General features: G+C 71.4%; 19 protein-coding genes and 2 pseudogenes. 7 read left to right on the top strand and 14 right to left on the bottom strand.

All coding sequences use genetic code 11. The features are described 5' to 3' along the window. Window positions 1-60 precede the first annotated feature (60 nt). The 5 genes from ABD264_RS06335 (at window position 61) to ABD264_RS06315 (ending at window position 5,076) form a co-directional block, all read left to right on the top strand. Window positions 61-1,125 carry a hypothetical protein gene (locus ABD264_RS06335; RefSeq protein WP_344205007.1) on the top strand — a complete coding sequence of 355 codons (1,065 nt, stop codon included), beginning with the start codon at window positions 61-63 and terminating at the stop codon, window positions 1,123-1,125. A gap of 58 nt (window positions 1,126-1,183) precedes the next feature. Further along, a complete protein-coding gene (locus ABD264_RS06330; RefSeq protein ID WP_144941061.1) occupies window positions 1,184-1,900 on the top strand; it encodes a LuxR C-terminal-related transcriptional regulator in 717 nt (238 codons plus the stop codon). A gap of 19 nt (window positions 1,901-1,919) precedes the next feature. Then, window positions 1,920-3,227: a sensor histidine kinase gene (locus ABD264_RS06325; protein ID WP_145010178.1), complete on the top strand. Its 1,308-nt coding sequence runs from the start codon at window positions 1,920-1,922 to the stop codon at window positions 3,225-3,227. Next, complete coding sequence (locus ABD264_RS06320; RefSeq protein WP_145010181.1) at window positions 3,224-4,252, top strand: hypothetical protein; 1,029 nt, start codon at window positions 3,224-3,226, stop codon at window positions 4,250-4,252. The genes ABD264_RS06325 and ABD264_RS06320 overlap by 4 nt, the downstream gene beginning before the upstream one ends. Before the next feature lie 107 nt (window positions 4,253-4,359). Continuing rightward, window positions 4,360-5,076 (top strand): DNA-3-methyladenine glycosylase I, encoded by a 717-nt coding sequence (locus tag ABD264_RS06315; RefSeq protein WP_145010184.1) that lies wholly within the window; start codon window positions 4,360-4,362, stop codon window positions 5,074-5,076. A gap of 9 nt (window positions 5,077-5,085) precedes the next feature. Here the strand turns inward: ABD264_RS06315 and ABD264_RS06310 are convergent, their stop codons facing one another. The 6 genes from ABD264_RS06310 to ABD264_RS06285 form a co-directional block, all read right to left on the bottom strand. Beyond that, window positions 5,086-6,660: a dihydrolipoamide acetyltransferase family protein gene (locus ABD264_RS06310; protein WP_303104590.1), complete on the bottom strand. Its 1,575-nt coding sequence runs from the start codon at window positions 6,658-6,660 to the stop codon at window positions 5,086-5,088. A 54-nt stretch (window positions 6,661-6,714) separates the two neighbouring features. Next, window positions 6,715-7,689, bottom strand: a complete 975-nt coding sequence (locus ABD264_RS06305; protein WP_144941071.1) for an alpha-ketoacid dehydrogenase subunit beta — start codon at window positions 7,687-7,689, stop codon at window positions 6,715-6,717. Beyond that, window positions 7,686-8,858: a thiamine pyrophosphate-dependent enzyme gene (locus tag ABD264_RS06300; RefSeq protein ID WP_303104593.1), complete on the bottom strand. Its 1,173-nt coding sequence runs from the start codon at window positions 8,856-8,858 to the stop codon at window positions 7,686-7,688. The genes ABD264_RS06305 and ABD264_RS06300 overlap by 4 nt, the downstream gene beginning before the upstream one ends. Window positions 8,859-9,029: 171 nt before the next feature. After that, on the bottom strand, window positions 9,030-10,199 hold the full coding sequence (locus tag ABD264_RS06295) for a histidinol-phosphate transaminase (protein ID WP_303104595.1): 1,170 nt from the start codon (window positions 10,197-10,199) through the stop codon (window positions 9,030-9,032). 42 nt (window positions 10,200-10,241) lie between these two features. Then, window positions 10,242-12,287, bottom strand: a complete 2,046-nt coding sequence (locus ABD264_RS06290; RefSeq protein WP_144941076.1) for an alpha/beta hydrolase family protein — start codon at window positions 12,285-12,287, stop codon at window positions 10,242-10,244. A 206-nt stretch (window positions 12,288-12,493) separates the two neighbouring features. After that, window positions 12,494-12,943, bottom strand: coding sequence for a WXG100-like domain-containing protein (locus ABD264_RS06285; protein ID WP_144941078.1), 450 nt, complete (start codon window positions 12,941-12,943; stop codon window positions 12,494-12,496). Between the two features lie 189 nt (window positions 12,944-13,132). Between ABD264_RS06285 and purB the strand changes: the two genes are divergently transcribed. Continuing rightward, window positions 13,133-14,566, top strand: a complete 1,434-nt coding sequence (gene purB / locus ABD264_RS06280; protein WP_425554294.1) for an adenylosuccinate lyase — start codon at window positions 13,133-13,135, stop codon at window positions 14,564-14,566. A 134-nt stretch (window positions 14,567-14,700) separates the two neighbouring features. Here the strand turns inward: purB and ABD264_RS06275 are convergent, their stop codons facing one another. From ABD264_RS06275 to ABD264_RS06240, 8 genes and pseudogenes are all read right to left on the bottom strand, one after another. Further along, complete coding sequence (locus tag ABD264_RS06275; protein ID WP_344205000.1) at window positions 14,701-15,369, bottom strand: glycerophosphodiester phosphodiesterase; 669 nt, start codon at window positions 15,367-15,369, stop codon at window positions 14,701-14,703. A gap of 236 nt (window positions 15,370-15,605) precedes the next feature. Then, window positions 15,606-16,445 carry a di- and tripeptidase gene (locus tag ABD264_RS06270; RefSeq protein WP_290500035.1) on the bottom strand — a complete coding sequence of 280 codons (840 nt, stop codon included), beginning with the start codon at window positions 16,443-16,445 and terminating at the stop codon, window positions 15,606-15,608. Between the two features lie 76 nt (window positions 16,446-16,521). Next, window positions 16,522-17,235: pseudogene (locus tag ABD264_RS06265) on the bottom strand (pyruvate kinase). A 284-nt stretch (window positions 17,236-17,519) separates the two neighbouring features. After that, window positions 17,520-17,636 (bottom strand): annotated as a pseudogene (locus tag ABD264_RS06260) (hypothetical protein); the annotation flags it as partial. 312 nt (window positions 17,637-17,948) lie between these two features. After that, window positions 17,949-18,287: an acylphosphatase gene (locus ABD264_RS06255; RefSeq protein WP_144941089.1), complete on the bottom strand. Its 339-nt coding sequence runs from the start codon at window positions 18,285-18,287 to the stop codon at window positions 17,949-17,951. Window positions 18,288-18,380: 93 nt separating this feature from the next. After that, window positions 18,381-19,043 (bottom strand): SDR family oxidoreductase, encoded by a 663-nt coding sequence (locus ABD264_RS06250; protein WP_144941091.1) that lies wholly within the window; start codon window positions 19,041-19,043, stop codon window positions 18,381-18,383. A 177-nt stretch (window positions 19,044-19,220) separates the two neighbouring features. Then, window positions 19,221-19,841 carry a TetR/AcrR family transcriptional regulator gene (locus ABD264_RS06245; protein WP_344204995.1) on the bottom strand — a complete coding sequence of 207 codons (621 nt, stop codon included), beginning with the start codon at window positions 19,839-19,841 and terminating at the stop codon, window positions 19,221-19,223. A gap of 87 nt (window positions 19,842-19,928) precedes the next feature. After that, window positions 19,929-21,212 carry a type I phosphomannose isomerase catalytic subunit gene (locus tag ABD264_RS06240; RefSeq protein WP_145010199.1) on the bottom strand — a complete coding sequence of 428 codons (1,284 nt, stop codon included), beginning with the start codon at window positions 21,210-21,212 and terminating at the stop codon, window positions 19,929-19,931. A gap of 116 nt (window positions 21,213-21,328) precedes the next feature. On the opposite strand from ABD264_RS06240, the gene ABD264_RS06235 reads away from it, so the two are divergent. Then, window positions 21,329-22,738, top strand: a complete 1,410-nt coding sequence (locus tag ABD264_RS06235; RefSeq protein ID WP_344204993.1) for a phosphomannomutase/phosphoglucomutase — start codon at window positions 21,329-21,331, stop codon at window positions 22,736-22,738. The last annotated feature ends 154 nt before the right edge of the window (window positions 22,739-22,892 follow it).

The raw sequence follows: 22,892 nt of genomic DNA, 5'->3' as shown, positions 1-22,892 counted from the left end.
CCACCTCGGTAGACTTCGGGGAACCCGCCACCGGATCTCCCGCCGAAACGAGGCCCCCGCATGTCCCCCTCCTCAGCCCGCCCCTCAGCCCGCGACCCGTTCGACGACGGCGCGGCGCCCTGGACGGACCGGACGCCCGCCGCGGGGCGGTCCCCGGAGGACGACACCACTCGACCCCTGCCCCGCCCCACCGCCGCAGGACGGTCCGGGATCCCCGGCGGCGGAACCGCTGGTGAGGACGTTGCGAGCTCCCGACCCCGGAGGACGCAGCAGCACGCGCCGGGTGCGCACACCGCCCCCACCGCGGCGGTCCCGGCCGTGGCCGACGACGCCGCCCGCGCGACGTCGTCGTCGACGTCGGCCACCGCGCCGCGCACCGGACGCACTGGCGTGGCTTCCGGCAGGCTGCACCCCCGGGACGCCGACTCCGCGGCGGCCGGGCCCGTGGGCGACGACCACCTGACCCGTCCGCAGGAGCGGATCTCGGCCGAGGCCGCGTGGGACACTATGCGCCCGGCGGTGCGCCCGGACGGTGTCACCGCGCTGCGCCGGCCGAGTGCGGAGGAGCTGCGCGGAAGGCAGAAGCGGCGCTTCGGCGGCCTGCAGGTGCTGCCGGGGCTCATGGGGTTGCTCGTGGCCGTCGGCCTGGCGGCCGTTCTCCTGGCCGTCGCCGCGCTGACGGCACCCGGCTTCGGCGTCGACACCACCGCTGGCGCCGGGGACGCACTCTCCCGCGCCTGGCGCGAACCTGGGACGGGCCTCCTGTGGGCCGCCGTGGCCGTGGCGGGAGGAGTCGAGTTCCTCTCCATGCTCGCCGGGGGATACACGGCCGGGCGCATGGGCAGGTTCTCCGGGGTGGCCCAGGGCATGGGCGTGTGGCTGTGGGCGCTGCTCGCGCGCGCCGTGGTGTCCGTGGCTGTCCTGCTCGGCGCGGGGACCGCTGGTCTCGGTGCAGGCTGGTGGACGGTCCAGGAGCTGCTCGGCAGTGATCCGGGGGTTGGTCTCGTGGCCGTCGCGGGGCTGCTCGTGCTCGGTCTCGTGGCCGCTCTCCTGGGCGGAATCTGGGGAATGCGGTACCACCGCAAAGTGGACGCGTGGACGGTTTCGAATGCACTGAGCGAGTAGACTTTGCCTGTCGAGGGCCTGGGCTGGGTCCTCACAGGGGAGTACGGAGGAACTTGCTATGCCTTCAACACTCGTCGCGGTTGTCGACGATCATGAAGTGGTTCGCGAAGGTGTTCGGCTGGTGTCCATGACATCACTCGCGGACGTCAAACTCGTGGGGTCCTCGGATTCCGTGTCCACGCTGCTGGACCAGCTGGGGAGAGACCCGGAGAATCCCGCGCTCACGGCACAGGGGGCCAAGCGGATCGAGTGCGACGTCGTCCTGCTGGACCTCTCGCTCGCGGACAAGTCGCGCCCCGCCACCAACGTGGAGCGGCTGCGCAGCGCGGGCATGAAGGTGCTGATCTTCAGCATCGGGGAGAACGCCGGTCTGATCCGCGAGGCGCTGCGCGCGGGTGCGCTGGGGCTGGTCCGCAAGTCGGACCCCCTCGAGCACGCGATCGAGGAGGCGCGCGCCATCGCGGACGGCAAACCGGTGATCACCAAGGAGCTCGCCGCCGCGATCGACGGCGACGTCGAGTTCTCCAGGGCGGCGCTGTCCCCGCGCGAGCGCGAGACTCTGCGGCTCTACGCCTCAGGGTTCGCCCAGGTCCAGGTGGCCCGGCGGATGGGCATCAAGCAGTCCGCGGTGAAGACCAACATCGACCGCATCCGGGAGAAGTACGCCCGCATCGGGCGGCCCGCACCCACCAAGATCGACCTGCGCATCCGCGCGATCGAGGACGGGCTGGTGGACCCGGAGGACGACGTCACCAGCGCCGAGAAGAAGCTGTGACCCGAGCCCGGCCCCCCGCATGAGTGCACGCGAGAGGTCTGTCACGCGCAGGGCGCTCTCGTACCGGCGGGTCAACGTCCGGCTGCGGTGGAAGCGGTTCTTCGCCACCATCGCGCCGGGGGAGCTGGGTCTTTACACGTACCGCGCCCACTATCTCGCGATGATCGGGTTCGGCGTCTTCGGAGTGGCCCACCTCATCGAGGTGCTGCCGATCTACGCCCAGCAGCAGCAGTCGCTGCGGGACTGGTACGCGGTGTTCGTGCTGGCGCTCGCGGTGCTCACCGGGTTCACCCTGCTCTACGGCCTGCGGCACTCGGTGCGTCCCTGGGTTTTCGTGGCCTACACCGCGGTAGTGGCGGCGGGGATCTTCGCGCTGCCGCTCGCATGGACCGGCAGGTCCATGCCGCAGAACCCGTGGATCTCCGGCTTCATCATCCTGGCCGTGGGCGCCGCCGCGGTGCTGTGGAGCCCCAGAGCCGCGGTGCTGTACATGGTGCTGCTCGAGTCCGTCTACGCGGTGATCGCCTCACGCGTGATCACCGTGGAGGACAGCGCGGAGCCCTGGCTCGCCGCAGGGCTCTCCCGGATGGTCTTCGGGTTCATGCTCGTCGTGGTGCTTGCCGTGGGCAAGCGGGGTGTGGAGAAGTTGGACATCGACTACGCGGAAGCCCTCTCCCAGACCCTGGCCATGCGCCGCAACCGCTCGGAGACCGCGGACCAGGAGCGCATCGACCGGCTCATCCACGACAACGTCATGGCCGCCCTGCTCGACGCCTCCCGGTCCCGGGGCCCGCTGTCCCGGCAGACCCGCCAGCTCGCCTCCCGGGCGCTGGACGTGCTGGCGGAGGAGTCCAGCCGCTCCACCGGTTCGCACACCGTGATGGTGCACGTGCTCATGGACGAGCTCATGGACGCTCTGGCCCCCTGGCGCTCCCGGGTGCGGTTCACCAACCTCCGAGGACCCATGCGCCCGGTGGGCGAGCCCCGGGTTTTCGTCCCCGCGTACGTGGCGCACGGGCTCACCCAGGCGGTCACCGAGGCCGTGTCCAACAGCGCCCGCCACTCGGGCAGCGAACTGACCACGGTGTCCATGGAGGGCGCGCTGTGCGAGCCCACCAGGATCAACCCCGAAGGCTTCTACCTGCGCTTCACCATCAGCGACGACGGCCGGGGCTTCAACTACCACGACATCCCCGGCCGCAGGCTGGGCGTGCGCGTGTCCATCGTGGAGAACATCGAGGCGATCGGCGGCGCCGTGGACCTCGACACCGCGCCCGGGCGGGGCACGCGGGTGACACTGACGTGGCCAAAGGACGCCACGGCATGAGCACGGTGAAGCGCGAGGCCTTCGCGCACCGCTACATGCGGCTCATCGTCCTGGCCGCGTTCTCCGCGCCCTTCGTGGCCGCACTGGGGCACTTCGAGGCCTCCGCGGGACGTCAGGGGGCGTTCGTGGTCTCGATGCTCGCCTACACCCTCTCCGGCCTGCTGGTGGCCCTGCCCCCGTGGAACGGCCACCGCTTCCCCCTGGTGCCCACCGCCCTCGTGAGCGGCCTGTTCCTGCTGGCGGCGCAGCAGGGGTATGCGGCCACCCCCGTGACGCTCGACGCCGGGCAGGCCCCCTGGTTCCACCTGGGGTTCATCGCGGTCCTCTTCGCCCTGGGGATGCGCCTGCGCCCGGGATGGGCGTGGACCGTGTGGCTCGGTGTCACGGTCCTCTCGGTGCTGCGCTGGCCCGTGACGGACGGCGTGCTTCGCCCCGTGGAGGCCTACCACGTGGTTGGTGCCGCCGTGCTGCTCGTGACCTGGATGGTGGAACGGCAGTACAACGAGTTCATGCTCCGCCAGGAGGACACCCGCAGAATCCTCGAGACCGCGCGCTCGCGCGACGAGGCCGAGACGGGGATGCGCCAGGCCTCCAGCAGGCGTGTGGACGAGGTCCGCAGGCTCGCCGGCGGGCTGCTGGAGCGGATCGCCCAGGACACCTCCCCCGTCACCGACTACGATGCCCAGCAGTTCCGGCTCACCGAGGCCCAGCTGCGCGACAGCATCCGCGGCCGTTCGATCGCCTCCCCCCACGTCCTCGAGATGACCCGTGCGGCCCGTGCTCGCGGTCTCACCGTGGACATCCTGGACGAGCGGGGCTGCGCACCGTCTCCCGCCGTCATGGAGGCCACTGCTCGGCAGCTCGCCGAGATCATCGCCCAGGCGCGGACGGGCATCATCACGGTGCGCGCGCTGCCGGAAGGCGATCCGACCGCGGTGTTCATCGTGCACGACTCCGAGAACCCGGACGACGACCCCGTGGCGGTGGAGATCGCGGACGGCACCGGGACGGTCTCCGTCTTCTGATGCGGGCGCACTGCACAGCGGCGCCGCGGCATCCTCCGCGGGGCGCTGGATCCACAGGCGCCCCGCTCCCTGCCCGCTGGCGGGCGCGCCGACCCTAGCGTTGCGCCATGACGACTTCGCAGCCTGACTCCCTCGATCCTCTGTCCCTGCCGCCGCAGGACGTGGGCCTGCCCCCGTCCGGGGAGCCCCCCGCACTCGGGGACCTCCTCGCGCCCGCGGGCCTGGCGCGGACGGCGCTGCGAGCCGTCCTGTGCGGGGACGGGGTGAGCCGGTGCCCGTGGTCACCGGCCACCGTGGGCGCCCTGATCGACCACGACCAGGGCTGGGGCACCACTCCCACGAGCGCCAGGGGATACTTCGCCGCCCTCACCCTGGAACTCGTGGATTCGGGCCTCGCCCGCTGGTCCCAGGCCGCCCGGCACGACGCGTGGCACCTGAACATGGCCGGCCTGGACCCGCGCCGAGTGGCGCTGTTCGACGACGACGACGTGGACGACCTCCTCGACGTCCCAGAGCTCATCCGCAACCGCGCCAAGATCGAGGCAGTGGTCCGCAACGCCCGCGCGTGCCAGGACTGGGAGTTCTCCGACTGGCAGGACGTGCTCGAGGAGGCCGAGGTCCCCGCGCCGGGCCCGGCACCCGAGACCGCGCTGGACCTCCCGGACAGCACCGCGGCGTCGCGACGTCTCGCACTGGTGCTGCGCGGACACGGCATCGGGCTGGTGGGGCCGGTGACGGCACACCGGTGGCTCGAGCGCACGGGCCGCGCACCCGGTCATGTGCTGGGGTGCTTCCGAGCGGTGCCGGAGGCGCCCACGGGCTGAGGCCCGGGCTCAGTCGAGCAGCAGCGCGGGCTCCTCCAGAATGCGGGCCACGTCCGCCATGAAGCGCGCGGAGAGGTCCCCGTCCACCACGCGGTGGTCGAAAGAGCCGCCCAGGGTGGTGATCCAGCGCGGGACGACGTCCCCGTCGACGACCCACGGCTTCTGCTTGATGGTCCCGAAGGCCACGATCGCCGCCTCTCCCGGATTGATGATGGGAGTGCCGGTGTCGATGCCCAGGGCGCCGATGTTCGTGATCGACAGGGTTCCGCCCTGCATGTCCCCGGGCTGGGTGCGTCCCGCGCGAGCTGTCTGCGTCAGTTCGTGCAGCGCGATGGCCAGTTCGCGCAGGCTGAGGTCCTGGGCCTCCTTGATGTTGGGCACCAGCAGCCCCCGCGGCGTGGCCGCGGCGATCCCGAGGTTCATGTAGCGCTTGATGACGATCTCGGTGTCGGTCCACGTGGCATTGACCTGCGGGTTGCGCGCGGCGGCCCAGATCACGGCCCTCGCCAGGATCAGCAGGGGCGTGACCTTTACTCCCTCGAAGTGCGGGGATTCCTTGAGCCGCTTGACGAACTCCATGGTCCGGGTGGCGTCCACGTCCACGAAGATCGACACGTGCGGGGCGCTGAACGCGGACTTCACCATGTTCCGCGCGGTGGCCTTGCGGACCCCCTTGACGGGGATGCGCTCCTCACGGGCGTCCGCGGGCTGGGCGGTCGCGCTCCAGAACGTGTCCGGGCCGCCCTCCACCTCCCGCTCGTGGGCGGCGTAGGCGAGCAGGTCCCTCTTGGTGACCTGGCCGCCGTCGCCGGTGGCCCGCACGTCCGCGAGGTCGATGCCCATCTCCTTCGCCGCCTTGCGCACGGGGGGCTTGGCGAGGTTGGGGCGCCGCGGGATGGACGCGGTGGCCGGGGGCTGCGCCGCGGGCTCGTCCAGGGACTTCCACCACGTCTCGCTGCGGTCCCGGATCTTCCCAGCCTTCTCCGCGAAGTCCACCGCGGCGCTGCCGATGCCCGTGCGGGAGAGCCGGTCCGCCCAGCCCTGCTTCCGCACGACACTGGTGTCCGCCTCGGCCTTCTGGGCCGCTGCACCGCTCTGGCTCAGTCCCTGCGGCGCCTCGGCGTCCGTGCGCATTCCCACGCGGGTACGACGCCGCCGCCGCACCGGGTCCGCCTTCGGCCCGGAGCCCACAAGCGCCTTGCCCCCGGCGGAGTCCAGGCTCGTGCCGGAGCCAGAGGTGATGTCCTCCTCCGCGTGCTGCACCTCGGGGACCGGCTCGTCCGCGAGCCCGTCCTCCGGTGCCGAGCCGGTGTAGCCGGGATCGGTCGCGCCTGCGGGGGCGTCGTCACTCGTGGCGACCGCGATGATGGGGGTGCCCACCTGCACGGTCTCCCCCTCGGCCACCATGATCTCCTGCACGGTCCCCGCGAACGGGGAGGGCAGCTCCACCACGGACTTGGCGGTCTCGATCTCCACCAGCACCTGGTTGACCGTGACCTGGTCCCCCTCGGAGACCTTCCAGGCGAGGATGTCCGCCTCGGTCAGCCCCTCGCCCACGTCCGGAAGCGTGAAAACCTGTGACATGAGTTCTCCCTCGTGCGCTGCGGCCCCCTCCCGGGAACCGGCGGCGCGACTGCTCTAGTAGGCGAAGGACCGGTCGAGTGCCTCGAGCACTCGGTCCAGGTCCGGGACGTAGTGGTCCTCCACAGCGGCGGGAGGATACGGAAGGTGGTAGGAGCCCACTCGCAGCACGGGTGCTTCGAGCGAGTAGAAGGCCCGCTCGGTGACGCGCGCGGCGATCTCCCCGCCCAGCCCCCCGAAGGTCGGGGCCTCGTGGGCGATCACCAGGCGGCCCGTCTTGCGCACGGAAGCCGTCACGGTGTCGAAGTCCACCGGCGAGAGGCTGCGCAGGTCGATGACCTCCACGCTGCGTCCGTCCTCCTGGGCCGCCTGCGCCGCGGCGAGCGCCACCGGCACGAGCGGGCCCCACGCGACCACCGTGGCCTCGTGGCCCTCACGGATCACGGCGGCGCTGAACGGGTCCCCCGGGGAGGTCGTCTCGTCCACATCGCCCTTGAGCCAGTAGCGGCGCTTTGGCTCGAAGATGATCACGGGGTCGTCGCACTGGATGGCCTGCTGGGACATCCAGTAGGCGTCCTGCGCGTTGGAGGGGGCGAGGATCCGCAGCCCGGCAGTGTGCGCGAACAGCGCCTCCGGGGACTCCGAGTGGTGCTCCACAGAGCCGATGACCCCTCCGTAGGGGATGCGGATGGTCACGGGCACCGTGAGCCTGCCGTCCGAGCGAGCGTGGATCTTGGCCAGCTGGGTGGTGATCTGGTTGAACGCCGGGAACGTGAACCCGTCGAACTGGATCTCGCACACAGGGCGGTAGCCGCGCTCCGCGAGCCCCACGGCGGTGCCCACGATCCCGGCCTCGCCGAGCGGGGTGTCGAGCACGCGGTGGGCGCCGAAACGGGTCTTCAGCCCCTCCGTCACGCGGTACACGCCACCCAGGGAGCCGATGTCCTCCCCCATGAGCATGACCTTGGTGTTCTCCTCCATGGCCCGTGCGAGCCCGGCGTTGATGGCCTTGGCCACGGTCAGCTGTGTCATGCGCCGGTCCCTCCGGTCTCGGTGTCCTGCGCCGGGGTGAAGCCGGCCTGGTAGTCCAGGTACTCGGCCCGTTCGGCGCTCACGAGCGAGTGCGGTTCGGCGTAGGCCTTGCCGAACGACTCCTCGAAGGTGGGCGGCTCCATGGCGAGGACCTCGGCACGCAGCTGCTGCGCGGCGTCGTCGTTCTCCCGCGCCACGGCCTCGAAGAACTCGTCCTCGACCCCGTGGTGGGTGCGGAGGTGGGACCGCAGCCGGTCGATGGGATCGAGGTGGCCCCATTCGTCCTCCTCGTCCCGCTCCCTGTACTTGGTGGGGTCGTCCGCCGTGGTGTGGGCTCCCATCCTGTAGGTCTCGGCCTCGATCAGCACGGGGCCCTCCCCTGCGCGGATCTTCTCGAGCGCGTAGCGCGTGGCCGCCACGACCCCCAGGACATCGTTGCCGTCCACGCGTAACCCCTCGAAGCCGTAGCCCGCGGCGCGCGTGGCCAGGGGGACGCGCGACTGCGTGGTGAAGGGCACCGAGATGGCCCACTGGTTGTTCTGGATGAAGAAGAGTACCGGGGCGTCGTAGGAGGCCGCGAAGACCATGGACTCGTGGATCTCGCCCTCGGTGCTTGCGCCGTCCCCGAAGTACGCGACGACCGCTTCCGGCGCCGTGGTGGGCGGATTTCCCGCGCTCCCCGCGGCCCTGCGGTCCAGCGCGGTCCCCATGGCGTAGCCCACCGCGTGGGGAACCTGGGCGGCGAGGACCATGGTGTAGAGGTTCATCTGGTACTCCTCCGGGTCCCAGCCCCCGGCCGTGATGCCGCGGAACAGCCGCATCAGGTCCGCTGGGCGGATCCCCCGCTCAAAGGCCGCCGCGTGCTCGCGGTAGGAAGGAAAGAGCCGGTCGGTGGGCCGTGTGGGCCACACCGAACCGACCTGCGCCGCCTCCTGGCCCCGCAGCGGGACCCAGAGCACCAGCTGCCCCTGGCGCTGCAGCGAGGTGCCCTCCTCGTCCACACGGCGGGCAAGGGTCATGGACCGGTACAGGTGGTGCAGGTCCTCGAGCGAGAGGTCCGCCGCGTACGGGGAGAGCTTCGGGTCCTCGCGGACGACGCCGCGCTCATCCAGCAGCTGGTGGCGCGGCAGCGTGGCCTGCGCCTCGCTTGTGGGGGTGGGTGGTGCCATCTGGGGTCTCGATCCTTCTGCTGTCGTCACGCCCGGCCCTTCCGTTCCGGCCACGGCTGCGGGTGGCCGCGGTGCGCGTCCGTCCCGGCGCCCGTGGTGGTCCGGGGGCACTCGGTGCTCGTCACGGTCTCGGCGTCTTCGTGGTCATGGGGTCCTCGCGGGCCGCAGCCCTCAGCAGTCCGCCGTCTGCTGCGGGGCTGGCATGGTGCTGAGGTGCGGGAACGAGGCGCACAGTTCCAGGAACCGTGTGTTGGCCTCCGGCTCCCCGAAACTCACCCGCACCCCCTCCGCGCCGAACCTGCGCACGGACAGGGCTTTCTCGTCGCACGCCCGTGAGAACTGCTCGCTGTGCTCCCCGAGCGGCAGCCACACGAAGTTCGCCTGCGTCTCAGGGTACTGCCATCCCAGCTCCGTGAGCCCGCGCAGCACCCTTTCCCGCTCGGCCACGAGCTGCTCGACGCGCTCATCCACCTGCTCGATGCTCTTCAACGACGCCACAGCGGCCAGCTGCGCCACCTCGGTGACGGAGAACGCGGGCGCGCTCTGACGCAGGTGGCGCGTGACGTTCTGCTGGGCCACGGTGTAGCCCACGCGCAGCCCGGCCAGCCCGTGGGCCTTGGAGAAGGTGCGCAGGGACACGACGTTGGGATGCTCACGGTAGAGGTCGATCCCGTTGGCGAGACCGACCAGGCGCTGGAACTCGGTGTAGGCCTCGTCGACCACCACCACCACGTGCGGGGGCACCTTAGCCAGGAATTCCCGCACGGCCTCGTCGCGCAGGCTGGGGCCTGTGGGGTTGTTGGGCGTGCACAGCAGGATCACGCGGGTCCGCTCGGTCACGGCGGCGGCCATGGCGTCGAGGTCGTGAGAGCCGTCCGGCAGGTTGGGGACCTGCACGCTGGCGGCCCCGGCGAGCCCGACCGAGATGGGGTAGGCCTCGAACGAGCGCCACGCGTAGACGACCTCATCCGGCTGACCATCCTCCCCCGTGCCGGCGAACGCCGCGAGGAGCTGGTTCAGGGCACCGAGGCTGCCCGCTCCGGCCACCACGTCCTCCGCCGGGACGTCCAGGTGCTCGGCCAGCGCCTCCCTCAGCGCTGTGGCGGTGGGGTCCGGGTAGCGGTTGACGTCCGCGAACGAGGCGAGCGCCTCACGCACGGCGGGCACGGCGCCGAAGGGGTTCTCGTTGGACGCGAGCTTGTAGGCCACGAGCCCCGGCACCTCGCTGGCCGGCTTGCCGGCCGCGTACGCGGGGAGTCTGCCGAGTGCCGCGCGCGGGGTGATGCACGTGGTGTCCCGCGGGAGATCCGACGGTACCTGGGCGGACGTGGAATGTTCCATAGCTGTCATGCTAGCGCCCGCCCCTGCCGGGAACCGGTGTGCTCAGTGCTCCTCCCAGCCCTCGTAGACGTAGGTCTCGGTGCGCGTGCCCGGCCCGTGGGGGACCACGTCCGCGAGCCGCTGCTCGTGGGCGGCGACCGCCGGGTGGTGGGACTGCGAGATCCCCTGGGACCCCACGGCGTAGAGGTTCATGTCGTGCGCCCCCACGCCGGTGAATCCGGCCTCCCCGGTCAGCGCCAAGGGGTAGGCAGTGCTGAGCCGCACTGTGGCGCGGTGCCCCGAGTCCGGGTTCGCCACCCCGTCCAGTGCGGGCACGACGTCGTCCACGTGCTCCACCGCCATCACGGACGTGGACTCCGGGATCGCGAAGTCCCCCACCGGCGCGCCATATGTGGTCACGGCTTCGACGTAGTAGCGCTCCCGGAACTGCGTGTTCGCGGCGAGCCCGGCGGCGTCGATCCCGCCGAGGCTGTGGCCGGAGAGCACCACGGCGTCCCCCTCCTGGATCCCGGCGTCCTGCAGGGCCTGCACCGCCATCCGCTGAGCCTGCGGCAGCTCGGTGAGCGGGGCGTCCACCCGGGCCGTCATCCCCTCCGCAATCCCCTTGAGATCGTGCACGCCCGGGCTGTCCACCCACTCCTCCGTGCCCGTGAGCACCACCGAGAACGTACGGCGGCCCTGCTCGTCGACGGCCTTCTGCACCATCACGGTGCTGTTCTCCACGGGCGTCCCGTCCGGACCGGCGCCGGAGACGATGTTCTTCGCGTCCTTGAGGGCTGCGGCCGTTCCGGCGACTGTAGTGGGGATCGTCCCGGGGTTCTCGATGCCGGCAGGCAGGGCCCGCCGGTCCATGCCCGTCATGCGGTGCGCCGCCGCGTTGGCCGGGGTGAGCGCGGTGAATACCTCCCGGGTGGCGGGCTTCAGCGCCTGTGCGGTGAGCCAGGGCCGTAGGTTGTCCGTGACCGCGCGCTCCGCGACCTCTGCGGGGCGCAGCCGCCGCCCCGTGCGCCACGCGGTGTACCAGCGCGGGATGCCCGGGGCATCCAGCATCAAGGCGGCCACCACCGGCGCCAGGATCCCACCGACGGCCGCGAGGACGTCCTTCTCCCCCGCGCCCGCCGCCCCGCCTGCCGTTCCTTCCACTGCCCCGCCCGCTGCGTGGTGGGCACCACCTTCGGGGCGACCGTACCCACTCAGCATCTCGACGGCCCGGAACCGAAGGTACTGGCCCAGTGTCAGGCCGCCCGACGACGTCGCCCGGCCGGCTTCCGTGCCCGCGGCGCCAGTGTCCGCCGCTCCCGTTGCGGGTGGGTGGGGGCCCGGGGCGGTGCCGTCCGGGGCGTCGTCCGCCACCCCTGATCCTGTCCCGCCGAGGGGGACGCGCAACGCGGCGTCCGCGATGTCGTCCAGCCCGATTCCCCGGATCAGGGCATCCGTACCGCGGGGGCCACCGCCCCGCACGACGACTCCGAATGCTGTGAACTCGACCTTGCGGCCGAACTCCTCGGGTGAGCCGATGCCCGCCCGGGCGAGTGCGACGTCCACGTCCTCCGCGGTGCGGCACACCTCGCGCACCACGGAGCTGCCCACGGCACCCAGCGGCGTATCCAGCGCGGCACGCGAGAACGCCCCGGTGAGGACGTCCTCCAGGGCCGCGTACCGCAGCTGGGCGAGCAGCAGCCTGCCCCCGGTTGCGGCGACGCCCTCGCCCACGCCCAGCAGGTCCACCGCCACCAGCCCCGCGAGCGCGGCGGCGTGCACTGCCTGGGGCTGTCCGCTCAGCGACCACAGCTCCAGTTCGGCGGCCAGGGGCGCCATGCCCGCGAGCGCGAAGCACAGGTCCGTGGCAACACCGGAGAGGGCACTGGCGAGCGCCGCGATCGCGGTGGTGTCCACCCGCACACCGCCCGCGCCGTCGGTTCCGGTCCCGACGACCCCGCCGGAGACCTCCATGCTCGTGGCCGCCCCCTCCACGGCCGCCGCCACGGCGTCGGCGTCCTCGAAGCCCTCCGCCGCGGGACGTGGCCCCGTGCCCTCGGCGAAGAGCACGCCCTGGAGGTCCTCGGCCGTTCCGTGCACCTCGGTCACGCCCGCCGCCATGTCCGGCGCGGGAAGCGGGGTGGAGCGGTGTTCGGAGGTGGCCGCAGCGCCGGTTTCAGTGCCCGGCTCATGGCCCGTACCGACGCCGGACTCATTGCTGGTGTCAGTGCCCGTCTCGGCGCCTCTTTCCGTGTCCGCCGAGGTGCCCGGGCGTGTGTCATCCTCCCCGGGCACGCGGGTGGGCTGAGGCGCGCTCACGTCGACGCTCCGAGGCCAGCGCCCATTCCCACGTTCATTCCCGAGCCCAGTCCCGAGCCCAGTCCCGCGCCCAGAGCCACGGGACCGAGCACCGCGGTGAGTGCACCGGTCAGGGGCCCGCCGAGATCCAGGACCGACTCCACGTCCTGGATCCGCTGCCCGAGCATGCTCGCCGTCTGCCGCACGAGATCGGCAACTTCCCGGCACTGCTCCGCCTTCCCCCGGGTGTCCTGACCGTGGCGCTGCACCCACGCCGTGAAGGCACGCGAACCCGGACCGGCCCAACCGTCCGCCCGTGCAAGTTCCGCGAGCCGGGCGGCGAGGGCGTCGAGGTGCTCCGCGGCGGCCTCGTACCGGGCGGCGAGACTGCTGAGCCGTTCGTGGACCAGACCGGCGAGGGTCCAGGGGCTCGCACCGGGCGGCGCCGAGCTCGCGAGGGGTGTCATGAGCGGTTCCTTTCCGGCACCGGCCGCGGATCCGGACGGCGTCAAGGACCCAGGCTAGGAAGCGTGCCGGGACGGCCTGGGCGGCGACCGGTGCGTGTGCACGGGCACGGAGCCCGGCGGCCGTGGAACGTGGCTGTGGAGGGCGATCGCCGCCGCCGTGCGCGGAACCGGCATGGAAGAATGAGGGCCATGTCGAACACCGCGCAGACCCTCCCGTCCGGACGAGTGGCCCTGGGCCAGCAGGAACCCGCCATCGCGCTGGGGCCGCTGGACGGCCGCTACCGTCCGCAGACCGCCGTGCTGGTGGACTTCCTCTCGGAGGCGGCGCTGAACCGCGAGCGGGTGCACGTGGAGGTCGAGTGGTTCATCCACCTGTGCGAGCAGCGCGCCCTGCCGGGCCTGGAGCCCCTGAGCGAGGAGCAGAAGGCAGGCCTGCGCGCTCTGGTCACTTCCTTCGACGCCGCCTCCGTGGCCGAGCTCGCCGAGCTCGAGGCCGTGACCGTGCACGATGTGAAGGCCGTGGAGTACTACATCGGCCGCCGGCTGCCGGAGCTCGGCCTGGAGCACCTGACCCCGCTCGTGCACTTCGCGTGCACCTCCGAGGACATCAACAACCTCTCCTACGCACTGGGTGTGAAGGACGCCGTCGAGCAGGCGTGGCTGCCCGCCGCCCGCAGTCTCGTGGCGGCGGTCTGGCAGATGGCCCGAGAGACGAAGGCCACTCCCATGCTCTCCCACACGCACGGCCAGCCGGCCACACCCACCACCCTGGGCAAGGAGCTCGCCGTCTTCGCCCACCGCTTCGAGCGGCAGTTGCGGCGCATCGAGGGCACCACGTTCCTGGGGAAGATCAACGGCGCCACGGGAACCTTTGCGGCCCACACCGCCGCCGCGCCGGACACCGACTGGCCGCAGATCTCCCGGACCTTCGTCAGGGGCCTCGGGCTCACGTGGAACCCGCTGACCACGCAGATCGAGTCCCACGACTGGCAGGCCGAGCTCTACGCGGACCTCTCCCGGTTCAACAGGATCCTGCACAACCTGTGCACGGACGTGTGGTCCTACATCTCGATCGGCTACTTCCAGCAGATCCCGGTGGAGGGCGCCACCGGCTCCTCGACCATGCCGCACAAGGTCAACCCCATCCGCTTCGAGAACGCCGAGGCCAACGCCGAGATCTCGTGCTCGCTGCTGGACACCCTCGCCGCCACGCTCGTGACCTCACGGTGGCAGCGTGACCTCACGGACTCGTCCTCCCAGCGCAACATCGGGGTGGCGTTCGGCCACTCCCTGCTGGCCATCTCCAACGTGGTGAAGGGCCTGGACCGCCTGGACGTGGCCGAGGAGACCCTGGCCGCGGACCTCGACGGCAACTGGGAGGTGCTCGGCGAGGCTGTTCAGACCGCCATGCGCGCCGAGGCCATCGCGGGTCGCGAGGGCATGGACAACCCCTACGAGCGGCTCAAGGAGCTCACCCGGGGACACCGCGTGGACGCAGCGCGCATGCGCGGGTTCATCGCGGGACTGGGCCTCTCCGAGGCGACCGCTCGGCGTCTGAGCGAGCTCACCCCCGGCGGCTACACAGGCCTGGCAGAGGAGCTCGTGGACGAGTTCGGCGACTGATCCCCCGTGAGCCGCGCCCTCATGGTGCGCGGCACGTTCGTGGTGATCTGCTGGACCCCCAGGCCCAGGCACGCCCGCGTGTCCTCGACGGTGTCGACGGTCCACACGCGCAGCACCGCTCCGTCGCGCAACCACTACTCCACCTCGGAGAGGTGGGACCGCACGAAGGCGATTCCAGGCCCGACGAGCGGCCCAGCCACGAGGTTCTCCCGCGCCTGCGCACCGGAGTCCTCGTCCAGCAGCTGGCACACGTTCTGCGGTGCGACCCTCTCCAGGAGGTGACGCACTACGTCGGCGTTGAAGCTCATGATCGAGACACGGACGCTGCCGAGCCAGCCGCTGTCTGGATCCCAGCCCCGGCGTTCGAGGAGCACGAGCAACGCCTCCTCGAGACCCTGCCCGCGGGGGCTGGGGTGCTTCGTCTCCACGGCGAGCCCCACTGGTCGGCCGGCGGCGAGCAGGAGGTCCAGCAGCTCATCCAGGGACATCAGCTGCTCGTGGGCGAGGCCGTGGGTGGCCGGGATCCCCACTCCCTTCCAGGACGTGTAGTCCAGCGCCCGCAGCTGCTCGAGCGTGTGCTCGGCGAGCGCGCCGCTGCCGTCCGAGGTGCGCCCCAGCTGGTCGTCGTGGTGCAGGACGAGGTACCCGTCGCGCGTGAGGTGGACGTCGCACTCCACGCCGTCCGCTCCGTCCGCCAGCGCCTCGACGAAGGCGGCCCGGGTCAGTTCGGGATAGCTGGCGGAGGAGCCGCGGTGCGCGTACAGGAGCGGGGGTGCGGAAGACGGGAGAGGTGCGTGTGCCACGCGTCCCAGCGTACGAGCCGCACGGGGTGCCGTGTCGAACGGGTCGACGACGCCGTTGCCCCGAGCGGGTGCCCCGGGGCCGGATCCCGGTCCCCAGCTCGCGGCCCCGGAGGAACCGAGCCACGGAGACACCCCCGCCCCGGACAGCACGGTGCCCCGGGAGGTCGAGACCGCCCCGGGGCACCGTGCACGTTCAGCAGGCCGCGCAGAGCCAGCCGTACAGGCTCAACTCCGCACTACTTGCGCTTCTTGCGGTCCGTTGGCCCGGAGTCCAGAGCCTGCTGATCGGACGCCGTGGCACCGTCCCTGAACTTCTCGGCGCGCTCCTGCACCTCCAGGTTTGCCGGGAACGTGGCGGGGAACCCCCCGAAGGCCTCGTCGGTGGCCTTGACCACCTGGCGGGCCATCGCGAGGTTGGCACCGCCACCCACCACGGCGCCGAGGCCGAAGGGGAGGGCGCGGCCCAGTACTGCGCCGGTCTGACGGGCCAGGAACCGCTTGACAAACATGCTGCGGATGGTGCGGCCCACGTCGAACTTCTTGGAGTCGGCGGGCGACTTGCCCAGCATCAGCCCCCACTTGCCCGTGAGGTTCTTGCTCGTGGAGGAGTTGGCGAGCAGCTGGCCCATCAGAGCGTTGCCGTCCTCTCCGAGCATCAGCGCCATGATCATGGTCCGGTTCTGCTGCTCGTCGCTGGGCTCGATGCCGTGCAGCTCGGCGACGGCCTGCGCGTAGAGTGCGGTGGCCTCGAGGTACCCGGCCACGGCCGCCGAGGAGAGCCCGACGGAGGCGATGGTTCCGATCCCGGGGACGGCGGCGGTCGCACCCACGGCCCCACCGCCCACGGTCACCGATCGGACGTAGATCTTCTGGGCGCGTCGGGCGATCTCCTCGGGGGTCGCGTCCGGGTGCTGCCGACGCTCGTGCTTGAGCATTTTGACCACCCAGGGCTGCTGGATGCGCAGTGCATGGTCCAGGAACTTGTTCACCCCGGGTTTGGGCTTTCCGTCCTTGTCAAATGCTTTGTTCAGGGGATTCTGGCCCATCGACGTCCACTCCTCGACACGGGTAGTCATTGCCCGGCGGATCCCGCCGAGAACATCACGTCCACTATTCCACAGCGCCCTGAGCGTTGCGCGGGGCGCGGTTCGCTCAGCGCACGAAATCGGCCCACGCGTGCGGCGCCCTCAGCAGGTCCGTCTTCTTAAACGCGTTCCCGCACACCCGCTCCAGCACGACGGAGAGCGTCCGGACGGCCTCGACGACGCAGGTGCCCTTGTTGAGCATCACGCACTCCGTGCGCTGGCCCTGGGCGGCGTCGGCGATCTCTGCACGGGAGGGGATCCCGTTCTTCGCCAGGCTTTCGAGCACCTGGGTGGCCCACACGATCGGCACGTGCACGGCCTGGCACAGCCACAGGATCTCCTCCTGGACCTCTGCCATCTGCTCAAATCCGGTGTCGACCGCGAGGTCCCCGCGCGCGGTCATCACCCCGCAGTCCTAGCAGTGCCTGGCCTCCAGCAGCATCATGGGCAGCTGCTCGAAACCGCCCACGGTTTCGTTCCTCGGGGTCACGTCCAGGCCGTGGGCCTCCAGCGCCTCCAGTTCGGCCAGGAGGTCTGCGACGTCCCGTGCCCGGCGCACGAACGACATGTTCACGATGTCCGCATGACGGGCCACGAAGCGCAGGTCCTCCCGGTCCCGCGCCGTCAAGGAGGGGATGAGGAGGTCGGTGTCCAGGAAGTCGATGCCCTTCTCCGCCGAGAGTCTGCTGCCGCCGGGCGCCGCCCGGGTGGTCTCCACGTCCATCGTCCCGGGGCCCACGGCGGTGGCGACACTGCCCAGCCTGCCGTCGTCGAGCAGCACCCGGTGCCCCACCCGGGCGTCGCGGAAGGCTTCGGGCACGGTGCGGCCAATGCTCGCGGGCCCCTGGCGTCCCGCAGGTGGAGGCGGTCCCCCGGGCGGTGCCGCGCGAGCCACCGTGCGGGGCCCACAGGAACGCAGGCGACACCGTCGTCCCCGGGTGCGGACGAGCCGAGCCACAGCCGAACCGGGCTCAGCACGTGACCGGTGGCCTTGCGCTGCGGCTTGATCCCGGCCACGCGGGGACCTGGCTGCAGCGGACCTGTACGGACTTTGGGCCCGGCGAGGTCCATCGCAATGCGCAGGTCCCGTCCCTGCTCCGCGGCCGCTGCCCGCAGGTGCTCGACCATGCGCGTACACCGTGCCGGGCCGTCGTGCGCGCAGTTGATCCGTGCCACGTCCATTCCGGCGGCCACCAGGCAACGGACGAGGCCGGTGTCCGTGGCCACCTCACAGGGCAACGTGACCATGGTGCGGGTTCCGTGTCCCTCCGGCGTCGGTCCGAGCAGCCCGACCACGCGCGACAGGAACGCGGCGGCCCGTTCGGCGCGTGCCTGTGCTGTGCCGGGTGTCGGCGCTGCACCGGCTGCCTCTGTTGTCCGGTTTTCGCTGCCGTCATGGGGCTCCCCTTCCGGCCGTGGCCCCGGCACGACGGCGCGCGGCCACGTCCACGGCAGCTCACCCGGGCCAACGGCGGGTGAAGGGGAGACTGCCCGTCAGTGCGTGCTGAACTCGGTGTAGGAGTGGGTTGCGGGGCCGAAGTGCTCGTCCACCGTGATCACGGCGCCCGGGGTGTCCCGGGAGATCAGCGCCTGCAGGAACTCCCCGGCGGCCCACCGGGGCCCCTCGGCGACGACGGTCACCGTGCCGTCGTCGTTGTTCGTCGCGGAGCCCACGAGACCGAGCTCCTGGGCCTGCTGCCAGCACCAGTGGCGGAAGCCAACGCCCTGGACGGTGCCGTGCACCACTGCGCTGAGCCCGATGGTCTCGTTGAGGTCGAGGGGTTCGGAAGGGCGCCCGGACGCGGGGTTCTGGTGGATCGAGGGCATCTCCATGCTCCCAGCCTAGAAGACGGCCCGGCCCGTGCACGTCACGGTGACGGGCACGGGCACGGGCCGGGCCGCTTGGCTGACCGCTCGCTCAGGGGATCAGGCGAGACCGTCGATCGCCTCGGCGATCGGGGTTTCCCCGTCCGCGAACTCGATGAACGCACCGGTGGTGCCCTTGGGGTCCGTGAGTGTCCGGGCTGCCACGAGGGCCACGTTGCCGCGGGAGGTGTCCCGGTTCTCGTCCTCCCCGGCGCGGCCCAGGGCGATCGATCCCGAGGGGTCGTCGTCCGTGAGCATGCCCGGGCCCAGGATGGTCCAGTTCAGGGAGCTGGCGCGCAGGTGGTCGTCCGCGTCCGCCTTGGACTGGGCGTAGGCGTAGAAGTCGTTGTCCTCGGGCACCCCGTGGTCCTGGCCCGCGCCCATGTAGGACACCATCACGTAGTGCTTCACGCCGGCCGCCTCGGCGGCGTCCATGCTGCGGATCGCGGCATCGCGGTCCACAGCGTAGGTGCGCTCGGGGGACCCGCCGCCGGCACCCGCGGACCACACGACGGCGTCCTGGCCGGAGAGCAGCTCGGTCAGCGCTGCCACGTCCAGGCTCTGGACGTCAGCGACCACGGGTGTGGCACCCGTGTTCTCCACGTCCTCGCTCTGCTCCTCCTTGCGGATGACGGAGCGCACTGTGTCCCCCTGGGTCGAGAGCAGACGGCTCAGCTGCAGCGCCACCTTGCCGTGGCCGCCGATGATCGTGATCTCAGACATTGCTGGTCCTTCCTGTCGCAACGATGCCGCGGGAAACGGCTGCGTCCCCGGGACCAGTACAGCAATCACGGGCGGGTGGATATTCCGGCACCCCGTGCTTTCCCCGGACGCTGCTCCTCAGTGAGGCCCAGGTGGAGCCCAGGGGACGGGCCGCCTCCGCCTGCGCCGGACTCGACCTCACCCGCCGGGCGCGAGGGTGGACAGACCCTCCGTGAGCTCGCGGAACAGACCCCCCAGATCGGCGTCGGAGCGCTGCAGCAGCGCATCCGCGACCAAGCCCACGAGACCGTGCACGGCGAAGCGGTCCCGCCGGCACTGCACGGCAGCCACCGCCCCGTCCCGTGCAACGGTGCCGACGCCGCCCACCACCCTCCCGACACCGTCCGCCCCAGACTCGTTGCGCCGGGCTCGTTCGGCGCGCAGCCCGGCCACGGCGTGGTCCACCACGGCGTCACGGGCCGCCGTGCCCGCCGGACCCGAGAGGACGTTGCGGTAGTAGTCGCGGTGGCTTGTCATGTGCGCCACGACCGGTGCGAGGACGGCCACCCACACGGTGGTTTCACGGGTGCCGGCGGGCTCCACGGACGGCACGGCGTCGCGCAGCAGCCACTCGGTGGCACTGCGCAGCACCTCGTCCCGGGAGCCGAAGTTCTCGTAGACGGCCTTGCGGCTGACACCGGCGGCAGTGGCGATCTCGGTCATGCCCACGGCCGGGGCGCCGCGCGCAGCCAGCGCCACGGCGGCTTCGACCACCGCGGTGCGGGTCCGTTCGATCCGCCGGTCCATGCGTCCTCCCATGACGAGGTCGAGAATAAGTGGCCTTGTCATTTAACGCGTCCGACCGGATCGTCGCGACAGCCCTAGGGGTGAGATCGGGCGGGAGGCTCACTGGCCGCTGACGGCCACCGCCTCCACCAGGAAGACCTGTCCCTCGCCCTCGATCGTGGCGGTGCCCGGTCCCTCCAGACAGATCAGGGACTGCCCGGCGGAGGCCCGCACGTTCCCCGGGACCACGGTGACCTCACCCTCCGTCACCAGCACCATGCAGGTTCCCGCGAGCTCCCGGCGCACGGGGTTCCCGGGGGACACGCGCGCAGAGACGAGCGAGACCGCAGGATCCCACAGGGGGTAGCTCACGGTGCCGCCGGGCTCCGCGCGCGGCTCCATCACTGCCACGGGCTCGGATGTCCTGGACATCACGCGCAGCAGCTCTGCCACGTCAACGTGCTTGGGGGTAAGCCCCGCGCGCAGCACGTTGTCGGAGCATCCCATGATCTCCACGGCCGTGCCGCTGAGGTAGGCGTGCACCTGCTGGGCCGGGGTGAACAGCGCCTGCCCCGGGGCAAGGTGCACCACATTCATGCACAGCGCCACCAGCAGCCCCCGGTCTCCCGGGTAGTGGTGGGCCAGCAGCCGGATCAGGGCGACGGCGCGCTGCACCGGGTCCATCTCCGGAGAGAGGGCACGGGGTGCGGCGCCTGTGCTCTCCGCCTCCGGGCCGGTGGACGGGGCGGAGTGCACCGACGGCCCAGACGTCGCGGAGGCCTCAGACTGTGAACCGGGGCCGGACTGCCCCGCAGCGGCGGACTCCGCCTTGTCGGGCTCTGAGGTCCGTGAGGCCGCGGCGACGCTCGCGCGGACGGCCGCTGCGGCGTCGTCGTCCGGCAGTTCGAGGACGTGCTGCACGGGGCACGGCGTCTGCACCGCGAGCTCGAGCCAGGCCAGGTCGAGGTGCTCGGCCAGCCGCGCGAGGCGGGCGCGGTCCTGCTGGCCCACGAGCAGCCACATCTCGGACAGTGCCACCACGGTCTCGGGCTTGGCCCGGTCGTCCTTGTAGTTGCGGTGGGGCGCGTCGAGCGGGACCCCGGCCGCGTTCTCGCGCGCGAAGCCCTCCTGCGCCTGCTCGGTGGAGGGGTGGACCTGGATGGACAGGGGCGCGGCGATGGCGAGGATCTTGAGCAGGAACGGCAGGTGCGGGAGCACCTCGTGCAACCCGCGGCGAGCGCCCTGCACCTCCACGTGGGACGGCGCGCTCGGGTGGGCCCCCATCCACATCTCGGCCTCCGGGTCCGCGGTGGGTGCGGGGCGACCCTGCATGGTCGCGAGCACCGAGCAGGACCCCCAGGCGTAGTGCTGGATCGGGTTGCTCATCCTCAGGAACTCGGCCATGTCGCACATGTAACCACAGCGCCCGGGGAAAAACCGTGCGGTGCGCGGCACAGGGACGCAAGTGGGGACGCCCCGCCTGAGGAGCGCGTGGGGGCGCCTCCCGTAGAATCCGAACGGTGACCACAGATCTTTCATCATCATTCAAGGCCTACGACGTCCGCGGCATCGTGGGTGAGAGCATCACCGCCGAGAGTGTGCGTGCCACCGGTGCGGCGTTCGTGGACGTCCTGGGCCTCGCGGGCTCGGGCGTGGTGGTCGGCGGGGACATGCGCCCCTCCTCCCCGGAGTTCGTGGCGGCGTTTGCCGAGGGCGCCACGCGCCGCGGTGCGAACGTGACCGTGATCGGCAGCATCTCCACGGACGAGCTGTACTTCGCCTGCGGCACGCTGGACTGCGCCGGTGCCACGTTCACCGCGAGCCACAACCCCGCCGCGTACAACGGCATCAAGATGGCCAAGGCCGGTGCCGTTCCCGTGTCCTCGGACACCGGGCTGTACGAAATCCGTGACACCGCCCAGGGCTACCTGGACTCCGGCGAGATCCCCGCCGCGGAGCACCAGGGCACCGCGTCCGAGCGGGACGTGCTCGGCGACTACGCCCGCTACCTGCGATCCCTCGTGGACCTCAGCGGCATCCGTCCGCTGAAGGTCGTGGTGGACGCCGGCAACGGGATGGCCGGCCTGACCACCCCCGCAGTGCTCGGCGACACCTTGCTCCCGGCGCTGCCCCTGGAGATCGAGCCCCTGTACTTCGAGCTGGACGGCACGTTCCCCAACCACCCGGCCAACCCCCTTGAGCCCGCCAACCTGGTGGACCTGCAGAACGCGGTCCGCGAGCACGGGGCGGACATCGGACTCGCATTCGACGGGGACGCAGACCGCTGCTTCGTGGTGGACCAGAACGGGGATCCGGTCTCGCCGTCCGCCGTGGCGGCCATCGTGGCCGAGCGCGAGATCGCCCGCGCCCAGGCCGGGGGTGAGGAGCACCCCGTGGTGATCCACAACCTCATCACCTCCAAGGCCGTCCCGGAGCTGATCGAGGCCAACGGCGGTCGGGCCGTGCGCACCCGCGTGGGGCACTCGTTCATCAAGGCCGTCATGGCCTCCGAGCACGCCGTGTTCGGCGGGGAGCACTCCGCCCACTACTACTTCAAGGACTTCTTCAACGCGGACACCGGGATGCTCGCGGCCATGCACGTCCTCGCCGCCCTGGGCGAGCAGGACGCGCCCCTGAGCGAGCTCATGGACCGCTACGACCCGTACACGGCCTCCGGGGAGATCAACTCGGAGATCGAGGACAAGGCCGCCGCGGTGGACCGCGTGCGCGCGCACTTCGCCGCCGAGGACCCGGCCGTCACGGTCGAGGACATGGACGGCACCACGTTCACCCACCCCGAGCAGGGCTGGTGGTTCAACCTGCGCCCCTCCAACACGGAGCCGTTCCTGCGCCTGAACGTCGAGGCCCCAGACGCCGCCACCATGGAGACCGTGCGGGACACCGTCCTGCGCATCGTGCGCGAGGGCTGAGACCCGAGCACACACCGCTCCGCGGGTACGACGACGCCGCGCCACCAGATGGCAGGTTCCAGGGGTCCTCGCAACACCTGGTTGTTTAGTCAGTGATTAGTAGATCACGCAGACGCTGGGCTGGGTTCTTCCAGTCCAGCGTTTTGCGTGGTCG

The organism is Kocuria salsicia (assembly GCF_039532055.1).
Classification (GTDB): Bacteria; Actinomycetota; Actinomycetes; order Actinomycetales; family Micrococcaceae; genus Kocuria; species Kocuria salsicia.
Note: the sequence above shows the minus strand (reverse complement) of the source record. Positions and strands in the feature narration are given on the sequence as shown.

Excerpts from the sequence above, each read along its gene's own strand:
- ABD264_RS06325 (WP_145010178.1), top strand. The coding sequence starts at position 1,920 with ATGAGTGCACGCGAGAGGTCTGTCACGCGCAGGGCGCTCTCGTACCGG.
- ABD264_RS06240 (WP_145010199.1), bottom strand. The coding sequence starts at position 21,212 with ATGGCCGAGTTCCTGAGGATGAGCAACCCGATCCAGCACTACGCCTGG.
- ABD264_RS06315 (WP_145010184.1), top strand. The coding sequence starts at position 4,360 with ATGACGACTTCGCAGCCTGACTCCCTCGATCCTCTGTCCCTGCCGCCG.
- ABD264_RS06270 (WP_290500035.1), bottom strand. The coding sequence starts at position 16,445 with ATGACTACCCGTGTCGAGGAGTGGACGTCGATGGGCCAGAATCCCCTG.
- ABD264_RS06255 (WP_144941089.1), bottom strand. The coding sequence starts at position 18,287 with ATGGAGATGCCCTCGATCCACCAGAACCCCGCGTCCGGGCGCCCTTCC.
- ABD264_RS06300 (WP_303104593.1), bottom strand. The coding sequence starts at position 8,858 with ATGGCACCACCCACCCCCACAAGCGAGGCGCAGGCCACGCTGCCGCGC.
- ABD264_RS06335 (WP_344205007.1), top strand. The coding sequence starts at position 61 with ATGTCCCCCTCCTCAGCCCGCCCCTCAGCCCGCGACCCGTTCGACGAC.
- ABD264_RS06305 (WP_144941071.1), bottom strand. The coding sequence starts at position 7,689 with ATGACACAGCTGACCGTGGCCAAGGCCATCAACGCCGGGCTCGCACGG.
- ABD264_RS06250 (WP_144941091.1), bottom strand. The coding sequence starts at position 19,043 with ATGTCTGAGATCACGATCATCGGCGGCCACGGCAAGGTGGCGCTGCAG.
- ABD264_RS06330 (WP_144941061.1), top strand. The coding sequence starts at position 1,184 with ATGCCTTCAACACTCGTCGCGGTTGTCGACGATCATGAAGTGGTTCGC.
- ABD264_RS06285 (WP_144941078.1), bottom strand. The coding sequence starts at position 12,943 with ATGACACCCCTCGCGAGCTCGGCGCCGCCCGGTGCGAGCCCCTGGACC.
- ABD264_RS06295 (WP_303104595.1), bottom strand. The coding sequence starts at position 10,199 with ATGGAACATTCCACGTCCGCCCAGGTACCGTCGGATCTCCCGCGGGAC.
- ABD264_RS06245 (WP_344204995.1), bottom strand. The coding sequence starts at position 19,841 with ATGGGAGGACGCATGGACCGGCGGATCGAACGGACCCGCACCGCGGTG.
- ABD264_RS06320 (WP_145010181.1), top strand. The coding sequence starts at position 3,224 with ATGAGCACGGTGAAGCGCGAGGCCTTCGCGCACCGCTACATGCGGCTC.
- ABD264_RS06310 (WP_303104590.1), bottom strand. The coding sequence starts at position 6,660 with ATGTCACAGGTTTTCACGCTTCCGGACGTGGGCGAGGGGCTGACCGAG.
- purB (WP_425554294.1), top strand. The coding sequence starts at position 13,133 with ATGTCGAACACCGCGCAGACCCTCCCGTCCGGACGAGTGGCCCTGGGC.